Annotated in this window: 19 protein-coding genes and 1 pseudogene; 13 read left to right on the top strand and 7 right to left on the bottom strand. The window is 74.3% G+C overall.

Going from position 1 to position 19801, the window contains the following annotated elements; all coding sequences use genetic code 11:
• Positions 1–15: 15 nt before the first annotated feature.
• The 3 genes and pseudogenes from ACZ5GH_RS05450 to ACZ5GH_RS05440 all read right to left on the bottom strand — a co-directional run.
• Complete coding sequence (locus ACZ5GH_RS05450; protein WP_387751564.1) at positions 16–477, bottom strand: hypothetical protein; 462 nt, start codon at positions 475–477, stop codon at positions 16–18.
• Positions 478–932: 455 nt separating this feature from the next.
• Entirely contained in the window at positions 933–1418 is a 486-nt protein-coding gene (locus ACZ5GH_RS05445) for a universal stress protein (protein ID WP_464333595.1), read from the bottom strand.
• A gap of 275 nt (positions 1419–1693) precedes the next feature.
• Positions 1694–1906 (bottom strand): annotated as a pseudogene (locus ACZ5GH_RS05440) (potassium-transporting ATPase subunit B); the annotation flags it as partial.
• Between the two features lie 274 nt (positions 1907–2180).
• Between ACZ5GH_RS05440 and ACZ5GH_RS05435 the strand changes: the two are divergent.
• From ACZ5GH_RS05435 to ACZ5GH_RS05425, 3 genes are all read left to right on the top strand, one after another.
• Positions 2181–2372, top strand: coding sequence for a hypothetical protein (locus tag ACZ5GH_RS05435; RefSeq protein ID WP_464333594.1), 192 nt, complete (start codon positions 2181–2183; stop codon positions 2370–2372).
• 61 nt (positions 2373–2433) lie between these two features.
• On the top strand, positions 2434–3822 hold the full coding sequence (gene lysA, locus ACZ5GH_RS05430; RefSeq protein WP_464333593.1) for a diaminopimelate decarboxylase: 1389 nt from the start codon (positions 2434–2436) through the stop codon (positions 3820–3822).
• Between the two features lie 105 nt (positions 3823–3927).
• On the top strand, positions 3928–4509 hold the full coding sequence (locus tag ACZ5GH_RS05425) for a DUF2785 domain-containing protein (RefSeq protein WP_387751575.1): 582 nt from the start codon (positions 3928–3930) through the stop codon (positions 4507–4509).
• Positions 4510–4583: 74 nt separating this feature from the next.
• Here ACZ5GH_RS05425 and ACZ5GH_RS05420 read toward each other — a convergent pair whose 3' ends face one another.
• Both ACZ5GH_RS05420 and ACZ5GH_RS05415 read right to left on the bottom strand, forming a co-directional pair.
• On the bottom strand, positions 4584–5375 hold the full coding sequence (locus tag ACZ5GH_RS05420; RefSeq protein WP_464333592.1) for a class I SAM-dependent methyltransferase: 792 nt from the start codon (positions 5373–5375) through the stop codon (positions 4584–4586).
• Positions 5372–6328, bottom strand: a complete 957-nt coding sequence (locus tag ACZ5GH_RS05415; RefSeq protein ID WP_464333591.1) for an aromatic prenyltransferase — start codon at positions 6326–6328, stop codon at positions 5372–5374. The genes ACZ5GH_RS05420 and ACZ5GH_RS05415 overlap by 4 nt, the downstream gene beginning before the upstream one ends.
• Before the next feature lie 304 nt (positions 6329–6632).
• Between ACZ5GH_RS05415 and ACZ5GH_RS05410 the strand changes: the two genes are divergently transcribed.
• The 7 genes from ACZ5GH_RS05410 (at position 6633) to ACZ5GH_RS05380 (ending at position 14936) form a co-directional block, all read left to right on the top strand.
• The gene (locus ACZ5GH_RS05410) at positions 6633–7367 is read left to right on the top strand and encodes a hypothetical protein (RefSeq protein ID WP_464333590.1); all 735 of its coding nucleotides are present in this window, start codon (positions 6633–6635) and stop codon (positions 7365–7367) included.
• 20 nt (positions 7368–7387) lie between these two features.
• The gene (locus ACZ5GH_RS05405; protein ID WP_464333589.1) at positions 7388–8614 is read left to right on the top strand and encodes a radical SAM protein; all 1227 of its coding nucleotides are present in this window, start codon (positions 7388–7390) and stop codon (positions 8612–8614) included.
• Between the two features lie 277 nt (positions 8615–8891).
• Positions 8892–10232, top strand: coding sequence for an ABC transporter substrate-binding protein (locus tag ACZ5GH_RS05400; protein ID WP_387751589.1), 1341 nt, complete (start codon positions 8892–8894; stop codon positions 10230–10232).
• Positions 10229–11143, top strand: coding sequence for a carbohydrate ABC transporter permease (locus tag ACZ5GH_RS05395; RefSeq protein WP_387751591.1), 915 nt, complete (start codon positions 10229–10231; stop codon positions 11141–11143). Before ACZ5GH_RS05400 ends, ACZ5GH_RS05395 begins: the two co-directional genes overlap by 4 nt.
• A complete protein-coding gene (locus tag ACZ5GH_RS05390; RefSeq protein ID WP_387751594.1) occupies positions 11140–11967 on the top strand; it encodes a carbohydrate ABC transporter permease in 828 nt (275 codons plus the stop codon). Before ACZ5GH_RS05395 ends, ACZ5GH_RS05390 begins: the two co-directional genes overlap by 4 nt.
• Before the next feature lie 2 nt (positions 11968–11969).
• Positions 11970–13718, top strand: a complete 1749-nt coding sequence (locus ACZ5GH_RS05385; RefSeq protein WP_387751597.1) for a glycoside hydrolase family 36 protein — start codon at positions 11970–11972, stop codon at positions 13716–13718.
• 99 nt (positions 13719–13817) lie between these two features.
• Positions 13818–14936, top strand: coding sequence for a LacI family DNA-binding transcriptional regulator (locus ACZ5GH_RS05380; protein ID WP_464333588.1), 1119 nt, complete (start codon positions 13818–13820; stop codon positions 14934–14936).
• 23 nt (positions 14937–14959) lie between these two features.
• Here ACZ5GH_RS05380 and ACZ5GH_RS05375 read toward each other — a convergent pair whose 3' ends face one another.
• Positions 14960–15796: a DeoR/GlpR family DNA-binding transcription regulator gene (locus ACZ5GH_RS05375; RefSeq protein WP_464333587.1), complete on the bottom strand. Its 837-nt coding sequence runs from the start codon at positions 15794–15796 to the stop codon at positions 14960–14962.
• Positions 15797–15901: 105 nt separating this feature from the next.
• On the opposite strand from ACZ5GH_RS05375, the gene galT reads away from it, so the two are divergent.
• Both galT and galK read left to right on the top strand, forming a co-directional pair.
• Positions 15902–17023, top strand: coding sequence for a galactose-1-phosphate uridylyltransferase (gene galT / locus ACZ5GH_RS05370; protein WP_387751605.1), 1122 nt, complete (start codon positions 15902–15904; stop codon positions 17021–17023).
• A complete protein-coding gene (galK, locus tag ACZ5GH_RS05365) occupies positions 17020–18147 on the top strand; it encodes a galactokinase (protein WP_387751608.1) in 1128 nt (375 codons plus the stop codon). The genes galT and galK overlap by 4 nt, the downstream gene beginning before the upstream one ends.
• 1 nt (position 18148) lies before the next feature.
• Here galK and ACZ5GH_RS05360 read toward each other — a convergent pair whose 3' ends face one another.
• Positions 18149–18811: an NADPH-dependent F420 reductase gene (locus ACZ5GH_RS05360; RefSeq protein ID WP_387751611.1), complete on the bottom strand. Its 663-nt coding sequence runs from the start codon at positions 18809–18811 to the stop codon at positions 18149–18151.
• 152 nt (positions 18812–18963) lie between these two features.
• On the opposite strand from ACZ5GH_RS05360, the gene ACZ5GH_RS05355 reads away from it, so the two are divergent.
• Complete coding sequence (locus tag ACZ5GH_RS05355) at positions 18964–19734, top strand: SDR family NAD(P)-dependent oxidoreductase (RefSeq protein ID WP_387751614.1); 771 nt, start codon at positions 18964–18966, stop codon at positions 19732–19734.
• Positions 19735–19801: the final 67 nt, after the last annotated feature.

Below are 19801 nucleotides of genomic sequence, written 5' to 3'. Positions count from 1 at the left end.
GGTCCGCGGCGCTGATCACGCCCGGTCGAGGCCCGCGGAGCGGGCGGTGTCGACCAGGAGCTGGGCGGCGTCCAGGGGGACGGGGAGTCGGCGGGCGATCCAGGGGGCGGGGCGGCCGGCCCGGGCGAGCATCCAGGCGGAGTAGAGGTGGCCGAGCTGGGGCGCGTTCTCGGCGAGCAGCAGTGGGCGGACGGCCTCCATGGGGAAGCCTTCGAGGGCGCGGGCGCTGTACTCGCGGCCGTTGGGGCCGGGCGGGGGCAGCGGGAGGGGGCGGCGGAGGTCGAGCCAGCGGCTGAGCAGTACCGCGCCGACCACCAGCAGACCGGTGCCGGAGGCGCCGATCAGGATGCCGCCGATGACGGGGCGGTCGTCCTCCTCGGCCATGCCGAGGGCGATCTCCTCCAGGACGAGCAGGCTGAGCGCGGTGAGCAGGACCGCGGCCTCGGCGGGGCGCGGGTGGGTCCGGGACGTCGTCATGCGGAACCTCCTCCTCGGCGGGGCGGCCGGGGGTTTCGGGCGGGCGCGGCGATTCACCTTCCGTACAACGGTGGTGGGCGGCCCGGGGCACGCGTCACGGCTCAGGCGGTGAAATCGCGGGATGTGAATTGACGGGCCGTCAAGAAAGTGAAGGGGGAGGGACGTTGGCCGCGTTCGGAGGGCTGGAGGCAGCTCCTTCCGGTCGGTCGCGCCTGGGCGGTGCGTTCGTCGACGGGGCGGGAGGCCGGTGGTGGCCGGACTTCCGGGCTTCGGGTCAGCATAGCCCGGGCATGCCAACTTCGACAGGAGTGTCGAAGTCGCGGGACCCGGGCCCGCGGGGGAACGGCGAAACGTCGGGAGCCCCTGGCTGATCACCAGGGGCTCCCGACGTGAGCGGGCCGAGCGAGTCGAGCGGGCCGAGCGGGCCGACCGTGCCGAACCCGTGCGAAGCGTCCTCAGCGGGCCATCAGGGGCAGCGGCGCGCCGGTGCGGGCGGGGAGTTCGAGTCGGGCGAGCAGCGCCGAGGGGGAGACCTCGACCACCCGGCAGCCGGCCCGGTGGCGGCAGTGGCGGGCCACCGAGCCGTGCCGCAGGCGGTCCAGGCGGCGGCGGGTGGCGGCGCCGAGGACGAGCAGGTCGTCCGGACCGGTGACGGCGCCGACCAGGGCGGGGCCGGGGTCGGCGTTGACCACCAGCGGGTGGATGACCAGGCCGGACGGGTAGCCGCCGTAGGCCTGTTCGAACGCGACGTCGAGGCGCCGCCGGGCGGCGTGCTCCGGTTCGGCGGGCGGGCGCAGGCCGTCCCGCTCGTTCGCGGTCCAGGCGGCGACGGGCACCAGCACCGCCCGGTGCCGGGCCGCCTCGCCGACGGCGTGGTAGAGGGCGGCCAGACTGCTCAGTGATCCGCTCAGGCCGACGATCACTCGGGTGGTCCCGGTCATGGCCGTTGCCTCCGTCTCTCCGGCGGAGCGCCCGGCGGAACTCTCCGTCGGGCTCCGCCGGTTCGGCACTCCTTGCTTCGGATGACTCCAGTCAACCCCGGAACGGAGCCCTCCGGACCGCCGCTGACACCACCATGACGCCGGGCGCACCCATCTTGACGGCCTGCTGACAGGGCCCCGCTCCCGCACCTCTCGGGCCCAGCCCGGGCACGAACTGGATCAGCAGGTCGATCGCCTTGATGCCGAGGAACGGCAGGACGGGCCCGCCGAGCCCGTATCGAGAATGTGGTCAACGCGCCCCGGGTGATGAGGAGTTGCTCTCCCACCCGGATGATCTCGATCGGCTTCGCCGGGTTGGAGTCGAGGTCGACCATGTTGCCGGCCTCCTCGGCGGCCGGGGTGCCGGAGTTCATCGCGACACCGACGTCCGCCTGGGCGGGCGCGGGGGCGTCGTCGGTGCCGTCGCCGGTCGTCGCGACGATGTTCCCGGCGGCCGGGGTGCGCCGCAGACGGGGTGGGGCTGCGGGGACGGCGGACAGCCCACCACCGGAGGAACGGGGGACATGCCCGCCTTGACGAGGCCTTGGCGGCGAAGCGGCCGTCCCTGACGCCTCCCTGACACCCCGGCCGCAACGCCGTCAGGAGGGCGTCAAGGACGGCCGCCGGACCGTACGCCCTGCGTCAAGGACGGGTGCGACCGGTCGGCGGAGGGGCTCCACTGGAGGGGTCCGGCCGTACGGGCCGCTGTTGGAAGGGACCTCCATGACCACTGTCACCGCCGCCGTCGACGTCGAGGAGCCGCCGGAGCGGACGGTCCGCCTCCTGCCCGCCGCCTGGGGCCGGGACCGCCGGGACCGCGGGGACCGCCCCGAGCCGCCGGAACCGGCCCCGGCGGCCGACCGGGGGCGCACCCGCCCGGCGCACTGCCGGTTCGCGATGCACTACGAGGACTGACCCCGGCCCCACGCGGACGACCGACACCGCCACCCCGCGCCGATCCACAGGAGCAGCCGCCATGACCCAGCTCACCGCCCCGCCCGCCCCGCCCGTTCCGCCGGTCCCGCCGATTCCGCCCGTCCCCACGCCCCCCGCCACGCCCGCCGACGCGCTCGGCGGCCCCTGGCCGGCCTCGGCGCGGCCCGGCCGGGGAGCCGACCTGCTGGTCGGCGGGGTGGGGCTGGCCGAGGCCGCCGAGCGGTTCGGCACCCCGCTGTACGTGCTGGACGAGTCCGAGGTCCGCGACCGCGCCCGGGCCTACCGGCGGGCACTGCCGCACGCCGAGGTGCTGTACGCGGCCAAGGCCTTCCTCTGCAGCGCGATGGCCGACTGGGTGGAACAGGAGGGCCTGGGGCTGGACGTCTGCTCCTCGGGCGAGCTGCGGCTGGCGGTCTCGGCGGGCTTCCCGGCACAGCGGATTCTGCTGCACGGCAACGCCAAGTCCCCGGAGGAACTGCGGCTGGCGCGGCGGCTGCGGGTCGGGCGGATCGTCATCGACGGCCCGGCGGAGATCGCGCGGCTGGCCGCGCTGGTGGCCGCCGACACGCCGCAGAAGGTACTGGTCCGGGTGGTGCCGGGGATCGCCGCCGGGCACCACGCGGCGGTGCGGACGGGCGTCGGCGGGCAGAAGTTCGGCTTCCCGATCGAGGGCGGCGACGCGGCGGACGCCGTCGCCCGGGTGCTCGGCCAGCCGGGGCTGGAACTCGCGGGCCTGCACTGCCACCTGGGCTCCCAGATCACCTCGGTCGAACCGTACCTGCGGGCGCTGGACGCGCTGGTGGGGCTGCTCGCCGAGGTGCGGGAGCGGCACGGTGTGGAGCTGCCGGAGCTGGACCTCGGCGGCGGCCACGGCATCCGCTACCTGCCCGGGGACACCGGGCTGGACCTCGCCGAGTTCGCGGTACGGGTGACCGACCGGCTGGCGGTGCGCTGCGCCGAGGCCGGGCTGGAGGTGCCCCGGCTGATCGTCGAACCCGGCCGCGCGATCGCCGGCCCGGCCGCGGTGGCGGTCTACCGGGTGCTCTCCGTCAAGCACGCCGCCGACGGCCGCTGCTTCGTCGCGGTGGACGGCGGCATGAGCGACAACCCGCGCCCGGCCCTGTACGGATCGCCGTACGCGGTGCGGCTGGTGGGCCGCCACGCGGAGGCGGGCGAGGCCCGGGTGGACGTCGTCGGCCGCCACTGCGAGGCCGGCGACGTGCTGGTGCGCGACGCCGCCCTGCCCGCCGACCTGCGCCCCGGCGACCTGCTGGCGATGCCGTCGGCCGGCGCGTACCAGCTGTCGATGGCCTCCGGCTACAACCTGGTCGGCCGCCCGGCCGTGGTCGCGGTGAGGGACGGCCGCGCCCGCCTGCTGATCCGGCGGGAGACGGTGGAGGACTTCCGCCTCCGCGAGGTCGGCCGCTGAGGGGGAGCACCGGCGCGTGAGAAGTCGGCCCGGCCGACTTCCCGCGCGGGTTCCCGGCGAAAGAGCAGGTGAGAGCGGGTGGAAGCGATCAGTAGGGTCCTGTCCGTGACGAACTGGCAGGAGATCTACGAGAGCGACTGCGCGCACCCCCCGGGGTGGCGGCTGGACAACCTGGTGGCGGAGCTGGCGGACGCGCTGGGCGATCCCGACCCCGAGGTCAGGGACGGCTACCCGTACGCGGTGCTGGCGGCCTGGATCCGGCGCGGGGTGGTCGACGGCGACCGGTGCCTGGCGCTCGGCGACCTGATGGCGGAGCGCTTCACCGATCCGCGGATCGAGGCCCGGACCTTCGCCCCGCTCGTCCTGGAGATGATCGTGCGCCGGGGCCGGCTCCGGCCCGCCTGGCTCGACGCGTTCGCCGCCTGGTACCCCGCGGAGGCGGACCTACGGGGCCGTGACGACGAACTCGGCTGGCTGCACGCCGTGGCGCACGGCGCGGACCTGCTGGGGGCCGTCGGCCTGCGGCCCGACGTCGACCCGGAGGTGATGCTCGCGCTCGCCGCCGAGCGCCTGCTCGCGCCGACGGACCTCGGCGTCTCGGCGGAGCGCGGCGGGCATCCCGTCCCGCTCACCCACGGCGACGCGGTCAAGGCCGGCCTGGCCGAGGTCCTTCGCCCGGTCCTGTAGGCCCGGGGGAGCACCGGCGCGTGAGAAGTCGGCCCGGCCGACTTCTCACGCGGGTGGGTCCAGGCGCCGGTGGCTCACGCGGGGCGGCGGCCCCAGCAGGAGACCATCATCCAGGCGGTGTCGGCGAAGGCCGGGTCGTCCAGGTGGGCGACCGCCGCCGTGATCTGCTCGGCCGTCATCAGCCCGGTGGCGATGAGCCCGGGGGTGGCCTGGGCGAAGCACCGGCGCCAGAAGGCGTCCTCCGTGTCGTCCGTTCCGCACACGGCGACGCGGATGGTCATGCCGACGTCGGTGAGGCCGGCACGGGCCATGGCCGCCGGGATGCGGCGGGCCCAGGAGTGGTCCGTCCCGTGGGTCCTGGCCAGCAACTGCTGGCAGGCCTCCAGCAGTTCGGCGAACCGCGGATAGGGGGAGGCCGCGGCCGGGAGGTAGGTGGGGTCCTCGACGACGATCCACCCGCCGGGCCTGAGCCAGCCGGCCATCCGGTCGAGGGCGAGTTCCGGGTCGGGGAGGTGGCCGAGCAGGGCCCGGGCGTGCACCAGGTCCTGGGAGCCCGCCGGGAAGCCGTCCCGCGTCACGTCGTGCCGCGCGACCGTTAGGTTGGCCGGTACGGGCGACGCCTCGAGCAACGCGGTGTCGAGGTCGGTGGCCGTCACCCGGCCGTCGGGGCAGCGGGCGGCGAGCCAGCGGGCGATGGACCCGTGTCCGGCCCCCGCCTCGACGCAGTGCCAGTCCGCGGCGACACCGAGCTGTTCGAAGACGGCGACGGTGGCCGGGTCGTTGAGCTCCTCCAGCAGACGCAGGCGTTCGCGTTCGCCCCGCGTGCCGTGGGCGAGGACTCCGTCCTGGTAGACCGGGTCGCTCATCGTTCTCCGTTCGGGAGCCGGGCCGCGACGGGGCTGACGCGCGGCTGCTCGCCGGGGTCGGTCATCGGGCTGTTCCACTCGCGCATCAGCTCGACCAGCCGGCCGCAGTAGCTGCGCTCCGCCTTCACGTAGCGGCTGCCGCCCGCGCCGAACGACCAGGCGACGGCGTTCATCTCCTCCTCGTCGTACGAGGGAGCGCCCCGGAAGAAGGCGGCCAGTCGCTCGTTGACGCGCGGGAACCGCCCGGCGGGCAGCCGGAGGGCGTAGACGCCGACGCGCTCGATCCGGCCGGTCCCGAGGCGCAGCGTCACCGAGAAGGTGTGCCCGTCCGGGGCCGTGAAGGCCGTCATGTCCCGGAAGGTCGCCGCGTCCGGCACCCCGCCCCCGGACAGGGCGAGCAGGCGCTCCACGCCCGCCGGACCGAGCCCTTCCCGGGTGCGGAAGTACAGGTTCGCGGTGTCGTGCTGGTAGTCCACGGCGACGTGCCGCACCGACGTCAGGCCCAGTTCGCGGAACCGGTCGTGATGGCGGCGGATCGTGTCCGGGACCCCGGGGGCGTCGAGGACCTCCGCCACGGGCCGCATCCCGCCCAGGTACACCCAGGTCTTGACCAGGCCCCGGACCGCGTCGAAGTCGCACAGCTCCGTCGAGCCGTCGTACAGCGAGCTCCAGGCGGAGACCAGGCCGGCGGTCCGGCTGTGCGGGCCGAGGAGTCCGGCCCGCACCGCGATGTCCACGGAGTCGATGGGGACGCGGTCGTAGAAGCGGTAGTTCAGGGCGCCGCCGGGCCTGTCGTCGGTGCGCCACAGGACGGCTCCGCGGTGGAAGCTCTCCTCGTACGCGTCCAGGACGCGGCGGGTCGTCGGCAGGGAGTGGTCGACGCCCAGCAGGTCCGCGGTGGCCTCGACGTCCTGGAGGAACCGGGACGGCGAGAAGCCGACGGCAGAGGTCATCAGAGGGGTTCCCCCTTCGGTCGTGCAGGGGCTCCGCCCCAGTCCCTCAGTGATCAAACCACTGAGAAGATCATTTCGCCAGAGGGGAGGAGCGCGGGCGCACGGTTCCCGGTTGACCGAATCAGACCGCTTCTGTCGATCTGTCAGTCCGGACTCCTGGGGTAGTTGATGCGAACTCGACCGTTTGTGGCGGGCCGCTGTTAGGCTGCGCGCCTGAATACGAAGTCTCCACGATGTAAAAGGACTTGGAAGAGAGGGTGAAGGCTCGCGCCTTCACCGCCGCCGCCGACCCCCGAGGAGCCACGTGAGACCCGAAGACGTCCCCCTGCTGTTCCAGGAGCTGGCCCGCGAGTACGCGGACGTGACCGACATGTCGGTGGCGGCGACCGGTTCACTCGCGCGCGGCGACCACCGCACCGGGCCCGGCGGCGACATCGTCTCCAACCTCGACCTGATCCACGTCGTGGCCGACGGCGCCGACGTGCCGGAGGTCCGGGCCCTGGTGGAACGGAGGATGCAGCGGATCTCGGACTCCTTCCGGATCGAGACGACGTCCGTCATCGCCATGCTTCCGGCGTTCCGGATGGCCGGCCACGCCCACTACCGGATCAGCATGCGGCCCGAGTGGTTCTGCGACGGGCTCGGGCTCGGGCCGGAGGCCTTCGTCCACCCCGGCCGCGCCGAGGGCGACCAGCGCGCCGCGTTGTCCTGGATGATGCAGCCCGTCCCCTACTACCTGGCGAAGGCCACCGTCCTCGACCCGACGACCAACCTGGCCAAGGCCCGTAGGGCCGCGACGCGGCTGGCCGACCGGTTCGACCTGGAGGAGGTGCGCGACAACCTCGACAACCTCCCGCGGGCCCTGCGCACCCTGATCGCCGAACGCGGCGTGACCCCGCTCGAGTCGACCGCCCGCTACCTCGACACCCCCACCCATCCCGACGTCGCCCGGCTCGTCCGCGACGCGGTCTTCGTCGAGAGCATGGGCCTGCCGTCCGCCGACTCGATGCTCGTCCTGCTGCCGTCCGCCCCGAACTGACCACGACCGGAGAGCACTTCATGTCCACTCGGCAGCACGTGGAGATCCTTCCCCCGCACCCCCTGCGGGCGGGCTACGACAGGGCGCTGGAGCGCGGGTCGATCGCCGACGACTTCCAACGGCGCCTGGAGCCGGCCCACTTCAACCCGGGATACCTCGGCGCCCTGACCGAGCGGGTCGAACAGGCCCTTCGCCAGGACCCGGCGGACGAGACCATGCGGTGGCGCCTGGCGTTCCTGCTGCTCCAGAACAACGCCACCGCGGCCGCCGTCGAGCGGGCCGCGGACCTACTCGCCGAAACCACCCTGCCGCAGGGCCGGCGGCTGGCCCACCTGGTGGCCGGGATCCGCGGCCGGGCCGGGCAGCCGCGCACCGGCCGCCGCGTCCGACGGGTCAACTGGTCGATCAACAACCGCTGCCCGATGTCCTGCCAGGGCTGCTACAACCCGTTCGCCGCGGAGCAGATCGACCTCGCGCAGGCGTACCGGATCACCGACAAGCTGGTCGCGCACGGGACCAGCGACCTGGTCCTGGCCGGCGGCGACCCGCTGCTGTGGCCGCCGATCTTCGACGTGGTCGACCACGCCGTCGCCGGCGGCCTCAAGGTCGGCCTCGACACCACCGGCTACACGCTCACCGCCGAGAAGCTCGCCCGGCTGCGGGGGCTGTCCTCGCTGCGGCTGCCGCTGGACGCCGTCACCGCGGACGTGCAGCGCGCCTTCCGCCGCAGTCCGGACGGCAACCTGCTCCAGGCGCTGCTGGACTCCCTCGCCCTGTGCGACGCCGAGGGCTTCGACCGCGTCCGGGTGCACACCGTGGCGAGCGCCGAGAACCTCCACCAACTGCCCGAGCTCGCCGCCGAGGTGATGTCCCATCCGTCGGTCGCCCAGTGGGTGATCTTCCAGTGGTGGGGCCGGCGGGCGTCACCGGCCACCGTCCGCAGGCTCGGGGTGGCGGTGGAGGACGTCCGCGAGGTGGTGGAGGCGATCCGGCGGGACCACCCCGGCCGGGAGATCCACCTGGCGGAGAGCAGCGAGCGGGAGCTGCTGAACTGGATGATCCAGTCGAGCGGGCAGGTCGTGACCTTCGGCTCGGGCGCCGAGGAGGAGTTCATCCTGGGCAACCTGCTGACCGACGAGGTCGAGGAGATCCTGACCCACCCGATCCTGGACTTCGAGGCCATGTCCCGGGGCATCCCGGTCACCCCGGGGACGGTGTTCGAACCGGTGGACGCCGGGCGGGGCTGACGGGGCGCCGGGCGGAGCCGTCGGGACGCCGGGCGAGGCGCGGCCCCCGGCTGATAACGGAACGGTTGCGGAGCCCGCCCTTCCCGTGCCCAGGGCTTGACGGCACGGGGAGGGCGGGCGTTTGCTGTGTCCGCTCGTTGGAACCTGTTCGGTTCTGATTTGTTTTGTGTGTTTGAACGTTCAAACCGTGTCGAGCCCCCGCCGCACCCGTCTCTCCCCACCCAGCACCCCCCTGCGCACCACAGCCTTCCGGCGCCACCCCACCGAGAGGAATGCAATGTCACACCTTTCCCGTCGCGACCTCCTCCGCGCATCCGGAGCCGGCCTGCTGGCCGTCGCCGCCGGAGGCACCCTCGCGGCCTGCGGCGGCTCCGGCTCGGCAGGCGCCGGCGGGGACGCCGACACCGGCACCATCACCGTCTGGTCCTGGGCCACCGCCGCCGAAGCCCTGCGCGGGATCGTCCCGGCCTTCGAGAAGGACAACCCGGGGATCAAGGTCGACGTCCAGGACATCGGCGAGCCCGCCATCTGGGACAAGATCACCGTCGGCATGGCGGCCGGCGGCCAGGGCCTCGGCGACGTCCTGCACATCGGCTGCGACTACCTGCCCGGATACCTGGAGAAGTTCCCCGGCGGCCTGGCCGACCTCTCCTCGCTCGGTGCCGACGCGCACAAGGACAGGTTCGCCAAGGGCCTGTGGCCGGTCGTCTCCGGCAAGGACGGCCACGCCTACGCGCTGCCCTGGGAGGTCAACCCGCTCGGCTTCTTCTACCGCAAGGACTACTTCGACAGGGCCGGCATCGACCCCGAGGCCCTCGCCACCTGGGACGACCTGCTCGCCGTCGCCGACCGCTTCAAGGCCGCCAACCCCGGCACCGCCCTGATCGGCCTCAACCGGGCCGCCAACCCCACCCCCGACCTGGACTTCCTGCAGTCCCTGATGCAGCTCCAGGGCGCCTTCTACTTCGACCTCCAGGGCAGGATCACCGTCGGCTCGGAACCGGCCGTACGCGCCCTGACCATCATCAAGCGGCTGGACGAGGCCGGGCTGGTCGGCGACACCCCCGGCGTCCAGAGCTGGCCGCCCGTGATGAAGGCCGGCAAGCTCGCGGTCGCCGCGATGCCCGCCTGGGTCGCCCACTACCTGGAGAAGAAGTTCCCCGACCAGAGCGGCAACTGGCGCCTCACCAAGCCCCCGGCGGTCACCCCCGGCGGCCGGCGCACCGCCCTGGTCAACTCCACCCACCTGGCCGTCGCCTCCTCCAGCCCGCGCCGCCGGGCCGCCTGGAAGTTCGTCGAGTACGCCGTCACCCGCCCCGCCTCGGTGAACGCCATGTTCGACGCGGGCGGCGTCTTCCCGGCCCTCACCGAGGCCTACACCGACCCGCTGTACGCCGCGCCGAGCGCCTACTACGGCGGCCAGCCGGTGCTGAGGACCTTCGCCGACCTCGCCACCGAGGGCGGCGACCCCACCAACTACTCCGGCGACTACGCGCGCGCCCTCAAGCTGGTCAGCGACGCCCAGGTCAAGGTCCTCCTCAAGGGCGCCGACCCGGCCGCCGTGCTCCAGGACGCCGCCAAGCAGCTCGCCCAGCAGACGGGGCGCGGTATCGCATGAGTGCCGCCAGCCCGCCCGCCACCTCCCTCGCGGGGAAGGCCGGAACGGCCCGCCGGCGCCGCGCCGCCGTACCGTACCTGCTGCTCGCCCCCGCCCTGCTCACCTTCGGCGTGTTCAAGGCCTACCCGGTCGTCGACTCGCTGCTGCTCTCCTTCACCACCGGCTCCGGCTCCGCCACCCGCGACGCCGGCCTCGCCAACTACCGGCGGCTGCTGGACGACCCGCTGTTCTGGACGGCCCTGCGCAACACCGGCGAGATCCTCGTCATCCAGGTCCCGCTGATGCTCGGACTGGCCCTGCTGATGGCCGTCGGCATCAACTCCGCCCTGGTGCGCTGGCGCACGGTGTGGCGGCTCGGCGTCTTCATGCCCTCCGTCACCGGCCTGGTCGCCACCGGCGTGATGTTCGCCTACCTGCTCAAGGCCGACGACGGCATGGTCAACCGGGTGCTGAACGCCGTCGGCCTGCCCTCCGTCGACTGGCTGGGCCAGCCCGGCTGGGCCCGGATGGCCGTCGTCGTGGTGCTCACCTGGCACTACACCGGCTACAACGCCGTCATCTACCTCGCCGGACTCCAGTCCATTCCCAAGGAGTTGTACGAGGCCGCGATGGTCGACGGCGCCGGCCCGATCCGCCGGTTCACCTCGGTCACCGTCCCCGCGCTGCGCCCGGTGCTGCTGTTCACCGTCGTGCTCTCGACCATCGGCACGCTCCAGCTCTTCGACGAGCCGTACGTGCTGACCGGCGGCGGACCGGACAACGCCACCCTGACCGTCTCCATGTACCTGTACCAGAACGGCTTCCGGTACTTCGACTTCGGCTACGCCTCCGCCATCGCCTACGCGCTCACCCTGCTGGTGTCGGTGCTCGGCGCCGCCCAGATGCGCCTGATGGGGGAGAAGGACAAGTGAACCTCAGGAAACTGCGCGGCTGGCCGCTGACCTTCTTCCTCGCCGCCGTCACCGGGCTGTCCGTCGCCCCCTTCTACTGGCTGGTGGTCTCCGCCACCCGCAAGGACACCGAGGTCTTCGACTGGCCGCCCAAGCTGCTGCCCGGCGGGAGCCTCGGCGAGAACCTGGGCCACCTGGAGCAGAAGATCGGCCTGCTCCGGGTGGTCGGGAACTCCCTGCTGGTGGCGGGGATCCAGACCCTGGGCGCCCTCGTCGTGGCGCTGCTCGCGGGCTACGCCTTCGCCAAGTTCCGCTTCCGCGGCCGCACCCTGCTGTTCGCCCTGCTGCTCTCCACCCTCGTGGTGCCCGAACAGGTCACGCTGGTACCGCTGTTCACGATGATGACGGACTTCGGCCTGCTGGACACCTACCAGGCGCTGATCCTGCCCGGCCTGTGCGTGCCCTTCGCCGTCTTCCTGATGCGGCAGTCGCTGAGCAGCCTGCCGGACGAACTCCTGGACGCCGCCCGGGTCGACGGCGCGGGCGAACTGCGGGTGCTGTTCAGCGTGGTGGTGCCGGTCATGCGCCCGGTGCTGGCGGCCCTGTCGATCTTCCTCTTCCTGGGCTCCTGGAACCAGTTCGTCTGGCCCCTGATCGCCCTGCGCAGCCCCGAGATGCACACCCTGCCGGTCGCCCTGGCGACGCTGCACGGCAACAAGTCCAACACCGACTACGGCGCGATCCTCTCCGGCACCGCGCTGTCCACCCTGCCGATGATGGTCCTCTTCCTGGTCCTCCAACGGCAGTTCATCTCCGGCCTGCTGGCCGGCGCCACGAAGGGATGACCATGACCGGGACCGACGAGACCGCCACGGCCGAGGTCTGGGAGCCGCACGCCCCCACCGCCGCCGGCGGCCTGCGCCCGCTGTACGCCGACGGGCTGGACCTGCGGGTGAGCGGTACGGGCACCGCCCGGGGCCTCGCCGACGGGGTGGTGGAGGTGACCGCCGAGGGCGCGGGCGGGGTGCGGATCGAGTGGCGGGTGCCCTGCGTCGACGCCACCGCCCTGTGGACCCCCGAGCCGCGCGGCACCGGCTGGCTGCCCGCCGCCTGGAGCGCCCCGCGCCGTACCGGCCTCGCCAACGGCGCGCCGATCGCCGCGCTGGTCGGCACCGGGGACGTCGCCCTGTGCGCCTTCGCCGCCGGGCGCCCGGACGTGCTGGTCGGCGCCGGAGTGGTCGAGGAGACCGGCGAGTTCCGGTTCTGGGCCCAGGCCGAGGACCGGCTCACCGTCCGGATCGACACCTCCCGCCGGCACTTCGGCCGCGCCCTGGCCGACCTCGCCGCCTGGTGGGGCGAGGGCCGAACGGCTGACATCCCGGAGGCCGCCCGCCGCCCCGCGTACTCCACCTGGTACTCGATGCACCAGGACGTCACGCCCAAGGGCGTCGAGACCCAGGCCGCGCTCGGCAAGGAGCTGGGCCTGGACGTGATCATCGTGGACGACGGCTGGATGACCGCCGACCGCACCCGCGGCTACGCCCACTGCGGCGACTGGGAGCCGGTCTCGCTGCCCGACACCGCCGCCCACGTCCGGCGGGTGCACGACCTCGGGGTGCGCTACCTGCTCTGGTACGCGCTGCCGTTCATCGGCAAGGACAGCGCCGCGTACCGGGAGATCGGCCACCTGGCGCTGGCCGACGTCCCCCACATGGGCGCGATCGTCGCCGACCCGCGCCACCCCGAGGTCCGGGCCTTCCTCACCGACCGGCTCGCCCGGGCCGTCGAGGAGTGGGGCATGGACGGCCTCAAGGTGGACTTCGTCGACTGGTTCGCCCGCGCCGCCGAGAGCGCCGACGCCGCGCCGGCCCGCCCCGGCGCGGACTGCGCGAGCGTGGAGGAGGGCGTGGAGCGGCTGCTCGCCGGGATCCGCCGCCGGATCACCGCCGCCGACCCGGAGGCGATGATCGAGCACCGCCAGCCGTACGTCAGCCCCGGCCTGTGGCCGTACGCCACCATGATCCGCGCGACCGACTGCCCGCTCAGCCCGCAGGAGAACCGGCAGCGGACCGTCGACGTGCGGCTGGCCGCCGGGCCCGTCCCGGTCCACGCCGACATGCTGATGTGGCACCGCGACGAGCCGCCGGAGCAGGTCGCATGCCACCTGATCAACGTGCTGTTCTCGGTGCCGCAGGTCTCCGTCGACCTCGCCGCGCAGAGCGAGGGCCAGCGCGAGGCGATGGCCTTCTGGCTCGGCGTCTTCCGCGAGCACGCCGCCACCCTCCAGCTCGGCGAACTGCTCCCGGCCCGCCCGGACCTCGGCTACCCCATGGTCACCGCGCACGGCGACGGCACCGTGGCCGTGGCCCGCTACGCCGCGCTGCCGGTGGACGCCTCCGGCGACGACTGGCAGACCCTGCTGGTGGCCAACGCCGACGCCGACCCGGACGTCCGGCTCACCGGCGGCCGCGGGCGGGTGGCGGTGACGGTGCGGGACGCCCGGGGGCGTATCGTCCGGCAGGGCGAGGTCGAGCTGGACCGCGCGGACGCGATCCCCGTGCCGCGCGGCGGGCTGCTGACCCTGCGCCGATCCTGACCCCGCGCCGAGGCCGACGCCGCGCCGAGGCCGACCCGTTCGGGGTCCGGGACGGGTGCCGGCGCCCGTCCCGAACCCCGACCACGCCTGGAGAACCGCATGCCCGAGGGACCGCACCGGCCGCGCCGCGGCGCCACCACGATCGAGGAGGTCGCCCGGGCGGCCGGGGTCTCCCGACAGACCGTCTCCAACGCGCTGAACGCGCCGCGGCGGGTCCGTTCGGAGACGCTGGAGCGGGTGAACGCGGCGATCCGCGAACTCGGCTACCAGCCCGACCAGTCGGCCCGCTCGCTGCGCAGCGGCGCCCGGCGCACCATCGGCTACCTCGCGCCGGTGGACGACCCGCTCGACCCCAACCCGCTGATGGCCGGCTTCCTGGAGGCCCTGGTGGACGCGGCCGGGGCGGCGGGGCAGCGGGTGCTGCTGTTCCGGCCGGGGCAGGGCGCGGCCGACCCGGTCGCCGCGATCGACGAGCTGGTGGCGGCCCGTCAGGTGGACGGGCTGGTGCTGGCGGACGTCCTGCGCGACGACGTCCGGATCGCCCATGCGGCCCGGCTCGGCGTGCCGTTCGTCAGCTTCGGGCGGACCGGGCCCGGCGAGCCCCAGCACTGGGTGGACATCGGCAACGAGGCGGCGATGGCCGGGGTGGTGCGGCACCTCGCGGCGCTCGGCCACCGCCGGATCGGCTACCTCGGGGGCGCCGAGGAGCTGCCCTGGATGGCGGCCCGGCGGGCCGGGTTCCTCGCCGAGGCCCACCGGCTGGGCCTGTCCGCGGTCACGACGGACGCGGTCACGACGGACACGGTGATGACGGACGCGGCGGAGACGGGTTCGGGGACTGGTTCGGGGAGTGGTTCGGCGACCGGCGCCGCCGTGGCGGCTTCCGTCCGGGCACTGCTGGGCGGGCCGGACCGGCCCACCGCCTTCGCGGCCGGCAGCGACCTGCTGGCGCTGGACGCGTACGAGGCCGTCCGGGCGCAGGGGCTGGCGGTCGGGCCGGACGGGGTGGCCGTCACCGGGTTCCACGACACGCCGCTCTGCCGGCACCTCCATCCCGCGCTGACCTCGGTCCGGCTGCCGCTGCGGGCGATCGCCACGGCGCTGGTCGGTCGGCTGCTGGACCAGGTGCGCGGCGAGGCGGCGCCGGCCCAGGGGCTGGAGCTGCCCACCGAGCTGGTGGTGCGCGGGAGTTCGGGGCGATCCGGCGGGACGGACTAGCCGGTCCGTCCCGCCCCCCCCGGCTAGTCCGCCCCGCCCGGCCGGTCGGGGCGGTCCGCCGTCGTCGCCACGATCAGCTCGCCGACCAGCCGGGCGGCGGCCGCCCGCTGCTCGGCGGACAGGGCGTCGTCGGTGACCAGGACGTCCAGCTGGTCCAGGTCGGCGAAGGAGGCCAGGCCGACCGAGTTCCACTTGGTGTGGTCGGCCACCACCACGACCCGCCGGGCCGACCGGAGGAAGGCGCGGTTGGTCTCCGCCTCGGCCAGGTTCGGGGTGGTCAGCCCGGCCTCGGGGGAGAGGCCGTGGCAGCCCAGGACCAGCAGGTTGACGTGCAGGGAGCGGATCGCCTGGTCGGCCACCGGCCCGACCAGCGCGTCCGAGGGGGTCCGGACGCCGCCGGTGCGGATCACCGTGGCGGTGGCCGGGGTGCCGTCCTCGGCGGGCTGCTCCAGCAGCTCGGCGATCCGCAGCGAGTTGGTGACCACGGTGAGGTCCTCGACGGCGCGCAGGTGCCGGGCGACCGCGAAGGTGGTCGTCCCGCCGGCCAGTCCGACCGCCGAACCCGGCGGGACGATCGCCGCCGCGGCGCGGGCGATCGCGTCCTTGGCGGGCAGCTCCCAGTGGGCCTTGGTCTCGAACCCGGGCTCGCCGGTGGCCGGCGCCTCGACCCGTACCGCGCCGCCGTGCACCTTGTGCACCAGGCCGCGGCGGGCCAGCGCGTCCAGGTCGCGCCGGACGGTCATGTCGGACACGCCGAGGTCCCGGACCAGTTCGGTGACCCGGACCCCGCCGCGCGCGCGGATCCGCTCCAGGATCAGCACGCGGCGCTGCCCGGCGAGCGGTTGGGCGCTGTCAGCCATCGGGACGCCTCCTTCGACCACTTCGGGTGAGTGGTCCTGGTGGATAATGTTTGAGATTGTAGCTTTCTGTTGATTCCAATGGCTCCACTCAGAGGAAGAAGGGCCATGCCCGGGACGTCCCTGACCCAGCCCACCCCCGTCAGCCCCACCGTCAGGACCGTGACCACCCTCGCGGACGGTCGGCAGCTGATCTACTACGACGGCGGCGCCGCCGCCCCCCGCGACGCCGTGGACGAACGGCCGCTCGACCCGCAGGCCCCCGGCTCCGAGGTCCGGCTGGACCCGGCCACCGGCGACTGGGTCACCATCGCGGCCCACCGCCAGGCGCGCACCTACCATCCGCCGGCCGAGGAGTGCCCGCTCTGCCCGTCCCGGGACGGCAGGCTCAGCGAGATCCCGGCGGACGACTACCAGGTGGCCGTCTTCGAGAACCGCTTCCCCTCGCTGGCCGGCCCGCCCGCGGAGCCCGTCCGGGCGGCCGAGGGCCTGTGGACCAGCGGCCCCGGCGCCGGACGCTGCGAGGTGGTCTGCTTCACCGCCGACCACGACGCCTCCTTCGCCGACCTCACCCCCGAACGCGCCCGGCTGGTCCTGGACGCCTGGACCGACCGCACCGCCGAACTCTCCGCCCGGCCCGGCGTGCGGCAGGTCTACTGCTTCGAGAACCGAGGCGCCGAGATCGGCGTCACCCTCGCCCACCCGCACGGCCAGGTCTACGCCCTGCCCTTCACCGCCCCGCGCACCGCCCGGATGGCCGTCCGCGCCGCCGAACACCGCGCCGCCACCGGCCGCAACCTCTTCGAGGACCTGCTCGCCGCCGAACGCGCCCACGGCGGCAGGGTCGTGCTCGCCGGAGAGCACTGGACGGCCTTCGTCCCGTTCGCCGCCCGCTGGCCGTACGAGGTGCACCTGTACCCGCACCGCCGGGTGCCCGACCTGACCGCCCTGGACGCCGGCCAGCGGGACGAGTTCCCGTCCCTCTACCTGGAGTTGCTGCGCCGCTTCGACCGGCTCTTCGGCACCGGCCGCACCCCGTACATCTCCGCCTGGCACCAGGCCCCCGCCGGTCAGCGGGACGAACTCGCCCTGCACCTGGAGCTGTTCACCGTCCGCCGCACCGCCGACAAGCTCAAGTACCTGGCCGGGGTGGAGTCCGGGATGGACGCCTTCGTCAACGACGTCGCCCCCGAGGACGCGGCCCGCCGGCTGCGGGAGGTCGCGGCATGAGCTCCTTCCAGCAGCTGTTCGGCCGTGCCTCCGAGGGGGAGTGGGCCGCCCCCGGCCGGGTCAACCTGATCGGCGAACACACCGACTACAACCTCGGGTTCGTCCTCCCGATCGCCCTGCCGCAGACCGTCCGGGCCCAGGTCGCCCGCCGGGAGGACGGGCTGCTGCGGCTCTGGTCCGCCCAGGGCGGCGAACTCGTGGTGCTCCGCGTCGACGACCTCGCCCCCGGCGCGGTGCCCGGCTGGGCCGGCTACCCGGCCGGGGTGGTCTGGGCGCTGCGCGAGGCCGGACACCCGGTCGGCGGGGCGGACGTCCGGCTGGACAGCGACGTGCCCAGCGGCGCCGGGCTCTCCTCCTCGGCCGCGCTGGAGTGCGTCGTCGCCACCGCCTGCAACGACCTGTACGGGCTGGGCCTTCCGGCCGCGGACCTGGCCGTCCTGGCCCAGCGGGCCGAGAACACCTTCGTCGGCGTGCCCTGCGGGATCATGGACCAGATGGCCTCGATGTGCTGCCGCCCCGGGTCCGCGCTCTTCCTGGACACCCGCGACCTGACGGCACGTCAGGTGCCGGTCGACCTCGCGGGCGCGGGCCTCGCCCTGCTGGTCCTGGACACCCGGGTGAAGCACGACCTCGGCGACGGCGCCTACGCCGCGCTGCGGGCCGGCTGCGAACGCGCCGCCGCCCTGCTCGGGCTGCCCGCGCTGCGCTCGCTCCAGCCGTCCGGGCTGGCCGGTGCGCTCGCCCGACTGCCGGAGGAACTGCGCCGGCTGGTGCGGCACGTGGTCACCGAGAACGCCCGGGTGGAGGCCGCCGTCGCCCGGCTGGACGCCGGAGACCTCGCCGCGCTCGGACCGGTCCTCACCGCCGGGCACGCCTCGCTGCGCGACGACTACCGGGTCTCCTGCCCGGAGACCGACCTCGCCGTCGAGGCCGCCCTGGCCGCCGGCGCCCACGGCGCACGGATGACCGGCGGCGGCTTCGGCGGCTCGGTCATCGCCCTGGTGGACGCGGACGCCGCCGAGCGCGTCGCCGCCGCAGCCACCGCCGCGTTCCGGGAAGCCGGGTACGCCGAGCCGCGCACCCTCACCGCCGTCCCGGCGGAGGGGGCGCGCCGGCTCCGCTGACTCAGGCCCTGTGGGCCGCCGGGCGCTCCGGGGAAGCCTCCGCGAGCGCCCGGGTCACCGCCTCGACCCCGGCGCGCAGCCCGTACACCGGGGTGGCCGGCTGCTGGCGCCAGGACTCGTCGATCCCGCCCGCGTCCACGGTGTCGAAGCCCAGTTCGTCGACCAGTGCCCGGACCACCCGCTTGGCCGCCTCGTCGTCCGACGCGACCGGCACCGCGAGCCGCTCCGGGTCCCCCGCCGGGCGCGGGCGCTCCAGCAGGTCCTGCGCGTAGGTGCCGTTGAACACCTTGACCACCCGGTGCCCGAGGTGCTGCTCCGTCCAGCGGCTCTCGGTGAGCCCGCCGTCCTCGATCGCGTCGATCCGGCCGTCGCGCTCCTTCGGGTAGTAGTTGCCGGTGTCGATCACCGCGACGCCCTCGGCGGCCTCGGCGAACAGCCCGGAGGGCAGGTCCGGCACGTTCTTCAGCGGGACGGTGACGACCACGACCTGCGCCCCGCGGGCCGCCTCGGAGACCGTCACCGCCTTGGCGCCGGTCTCCTCGACCAGGTCCTTGAGCGTCTCCGGGCCACGGGAGTTGGCCACCGAGACGTCGTGCCCGAGCGCGGTCAGCCGCCTGGTCAGGTTGCCGCCGATGTTGCCCGCGCCGATGATGCCGATCTTCATGGGAAGCCCCGTTCGCGAGTGCCGTGTTGGACCGTCGCCTGGGGCCAACCACCGTACGGCCGCTCCGATTCCCGGTCGGCGGGTGGTTCTGCCGGACCCAGGGTCGGAGCGGGCCTGGTGTCCGCCCGGCGCGGGTCGCGAGGGTGGACGCCATGAACTCCACTTCCTCGAACTCCACCGTCCTCGTCACCGGCGGCACCAGCGGCATGGGCCTCGCCACCGCCCGCCACCTGCTCGCCGCCGGCTCCCGGGTCGTGATCACCGGCCGCGACGACGCCCGGCTCGCCCGCGCCGCGGCGACGCTCGACGCCGGCGACAGGCTGCTCGCCGTCCGCGCCGACGCCTCCGTACCGGCGGACCTCGCCCGGCTCGCCGACACCGTGCGGGAGCGGTACGGCCGGCTCGACGGCGTCTTCGCCAACGCGGGCGTGGCCGGCTTCCAGCCGGTCGAGGAGGTCGCGGAGGCCGAGTTCGACCGGATCGTCGCCACCAACCTCAAGGGCGTCTTCTTCACCGTCCAGCACGCCCTGCCGCTGCTGGCCGCGGCCGGCGGCGGCTCGGTCGTCCTCAACGCCTCCTGGACCCCGCACCGCGGGCTGCCCGGCGCCGCCGTCTACGCCGCCACCAAGGCCGCCGTGCTCAGCCTCGCCCGCACCCTGTCCGCCGAGCTGGCCGGGCGCGGCATCCGGGTCAACTCGGTCAGCCCGGGCTACATCGTCACCGAGATGTTCCACGAGGCGATCCCCGACCCGGCCGACCACGAGCCGATCCGCGGCAACGTCCCGCTCGGCCGGCTGGGCACCGCCGAGGACGTCGCGGAGACGGTCGCCTTCCTGCTCTCCGAGCGCTCCTCGTACATCACCGGCCAGGACGTCGTGATCGACGGCGGCCTCGTCCCGGCCTTCCCGTCCCTGACCGGCTGACCGTTCCCCCGGGTGCCCGCGGCCGACCGCACCGTCGGGTGCCCGCTCTGCCGTGGCCGCCCGTGCC

This window comes from Kitasatospora sp. Xyl93 (assembly GCF_055383135.1).
This window is presented reverse-complemented; position numbering and strand designations above follow the sequence as displayed.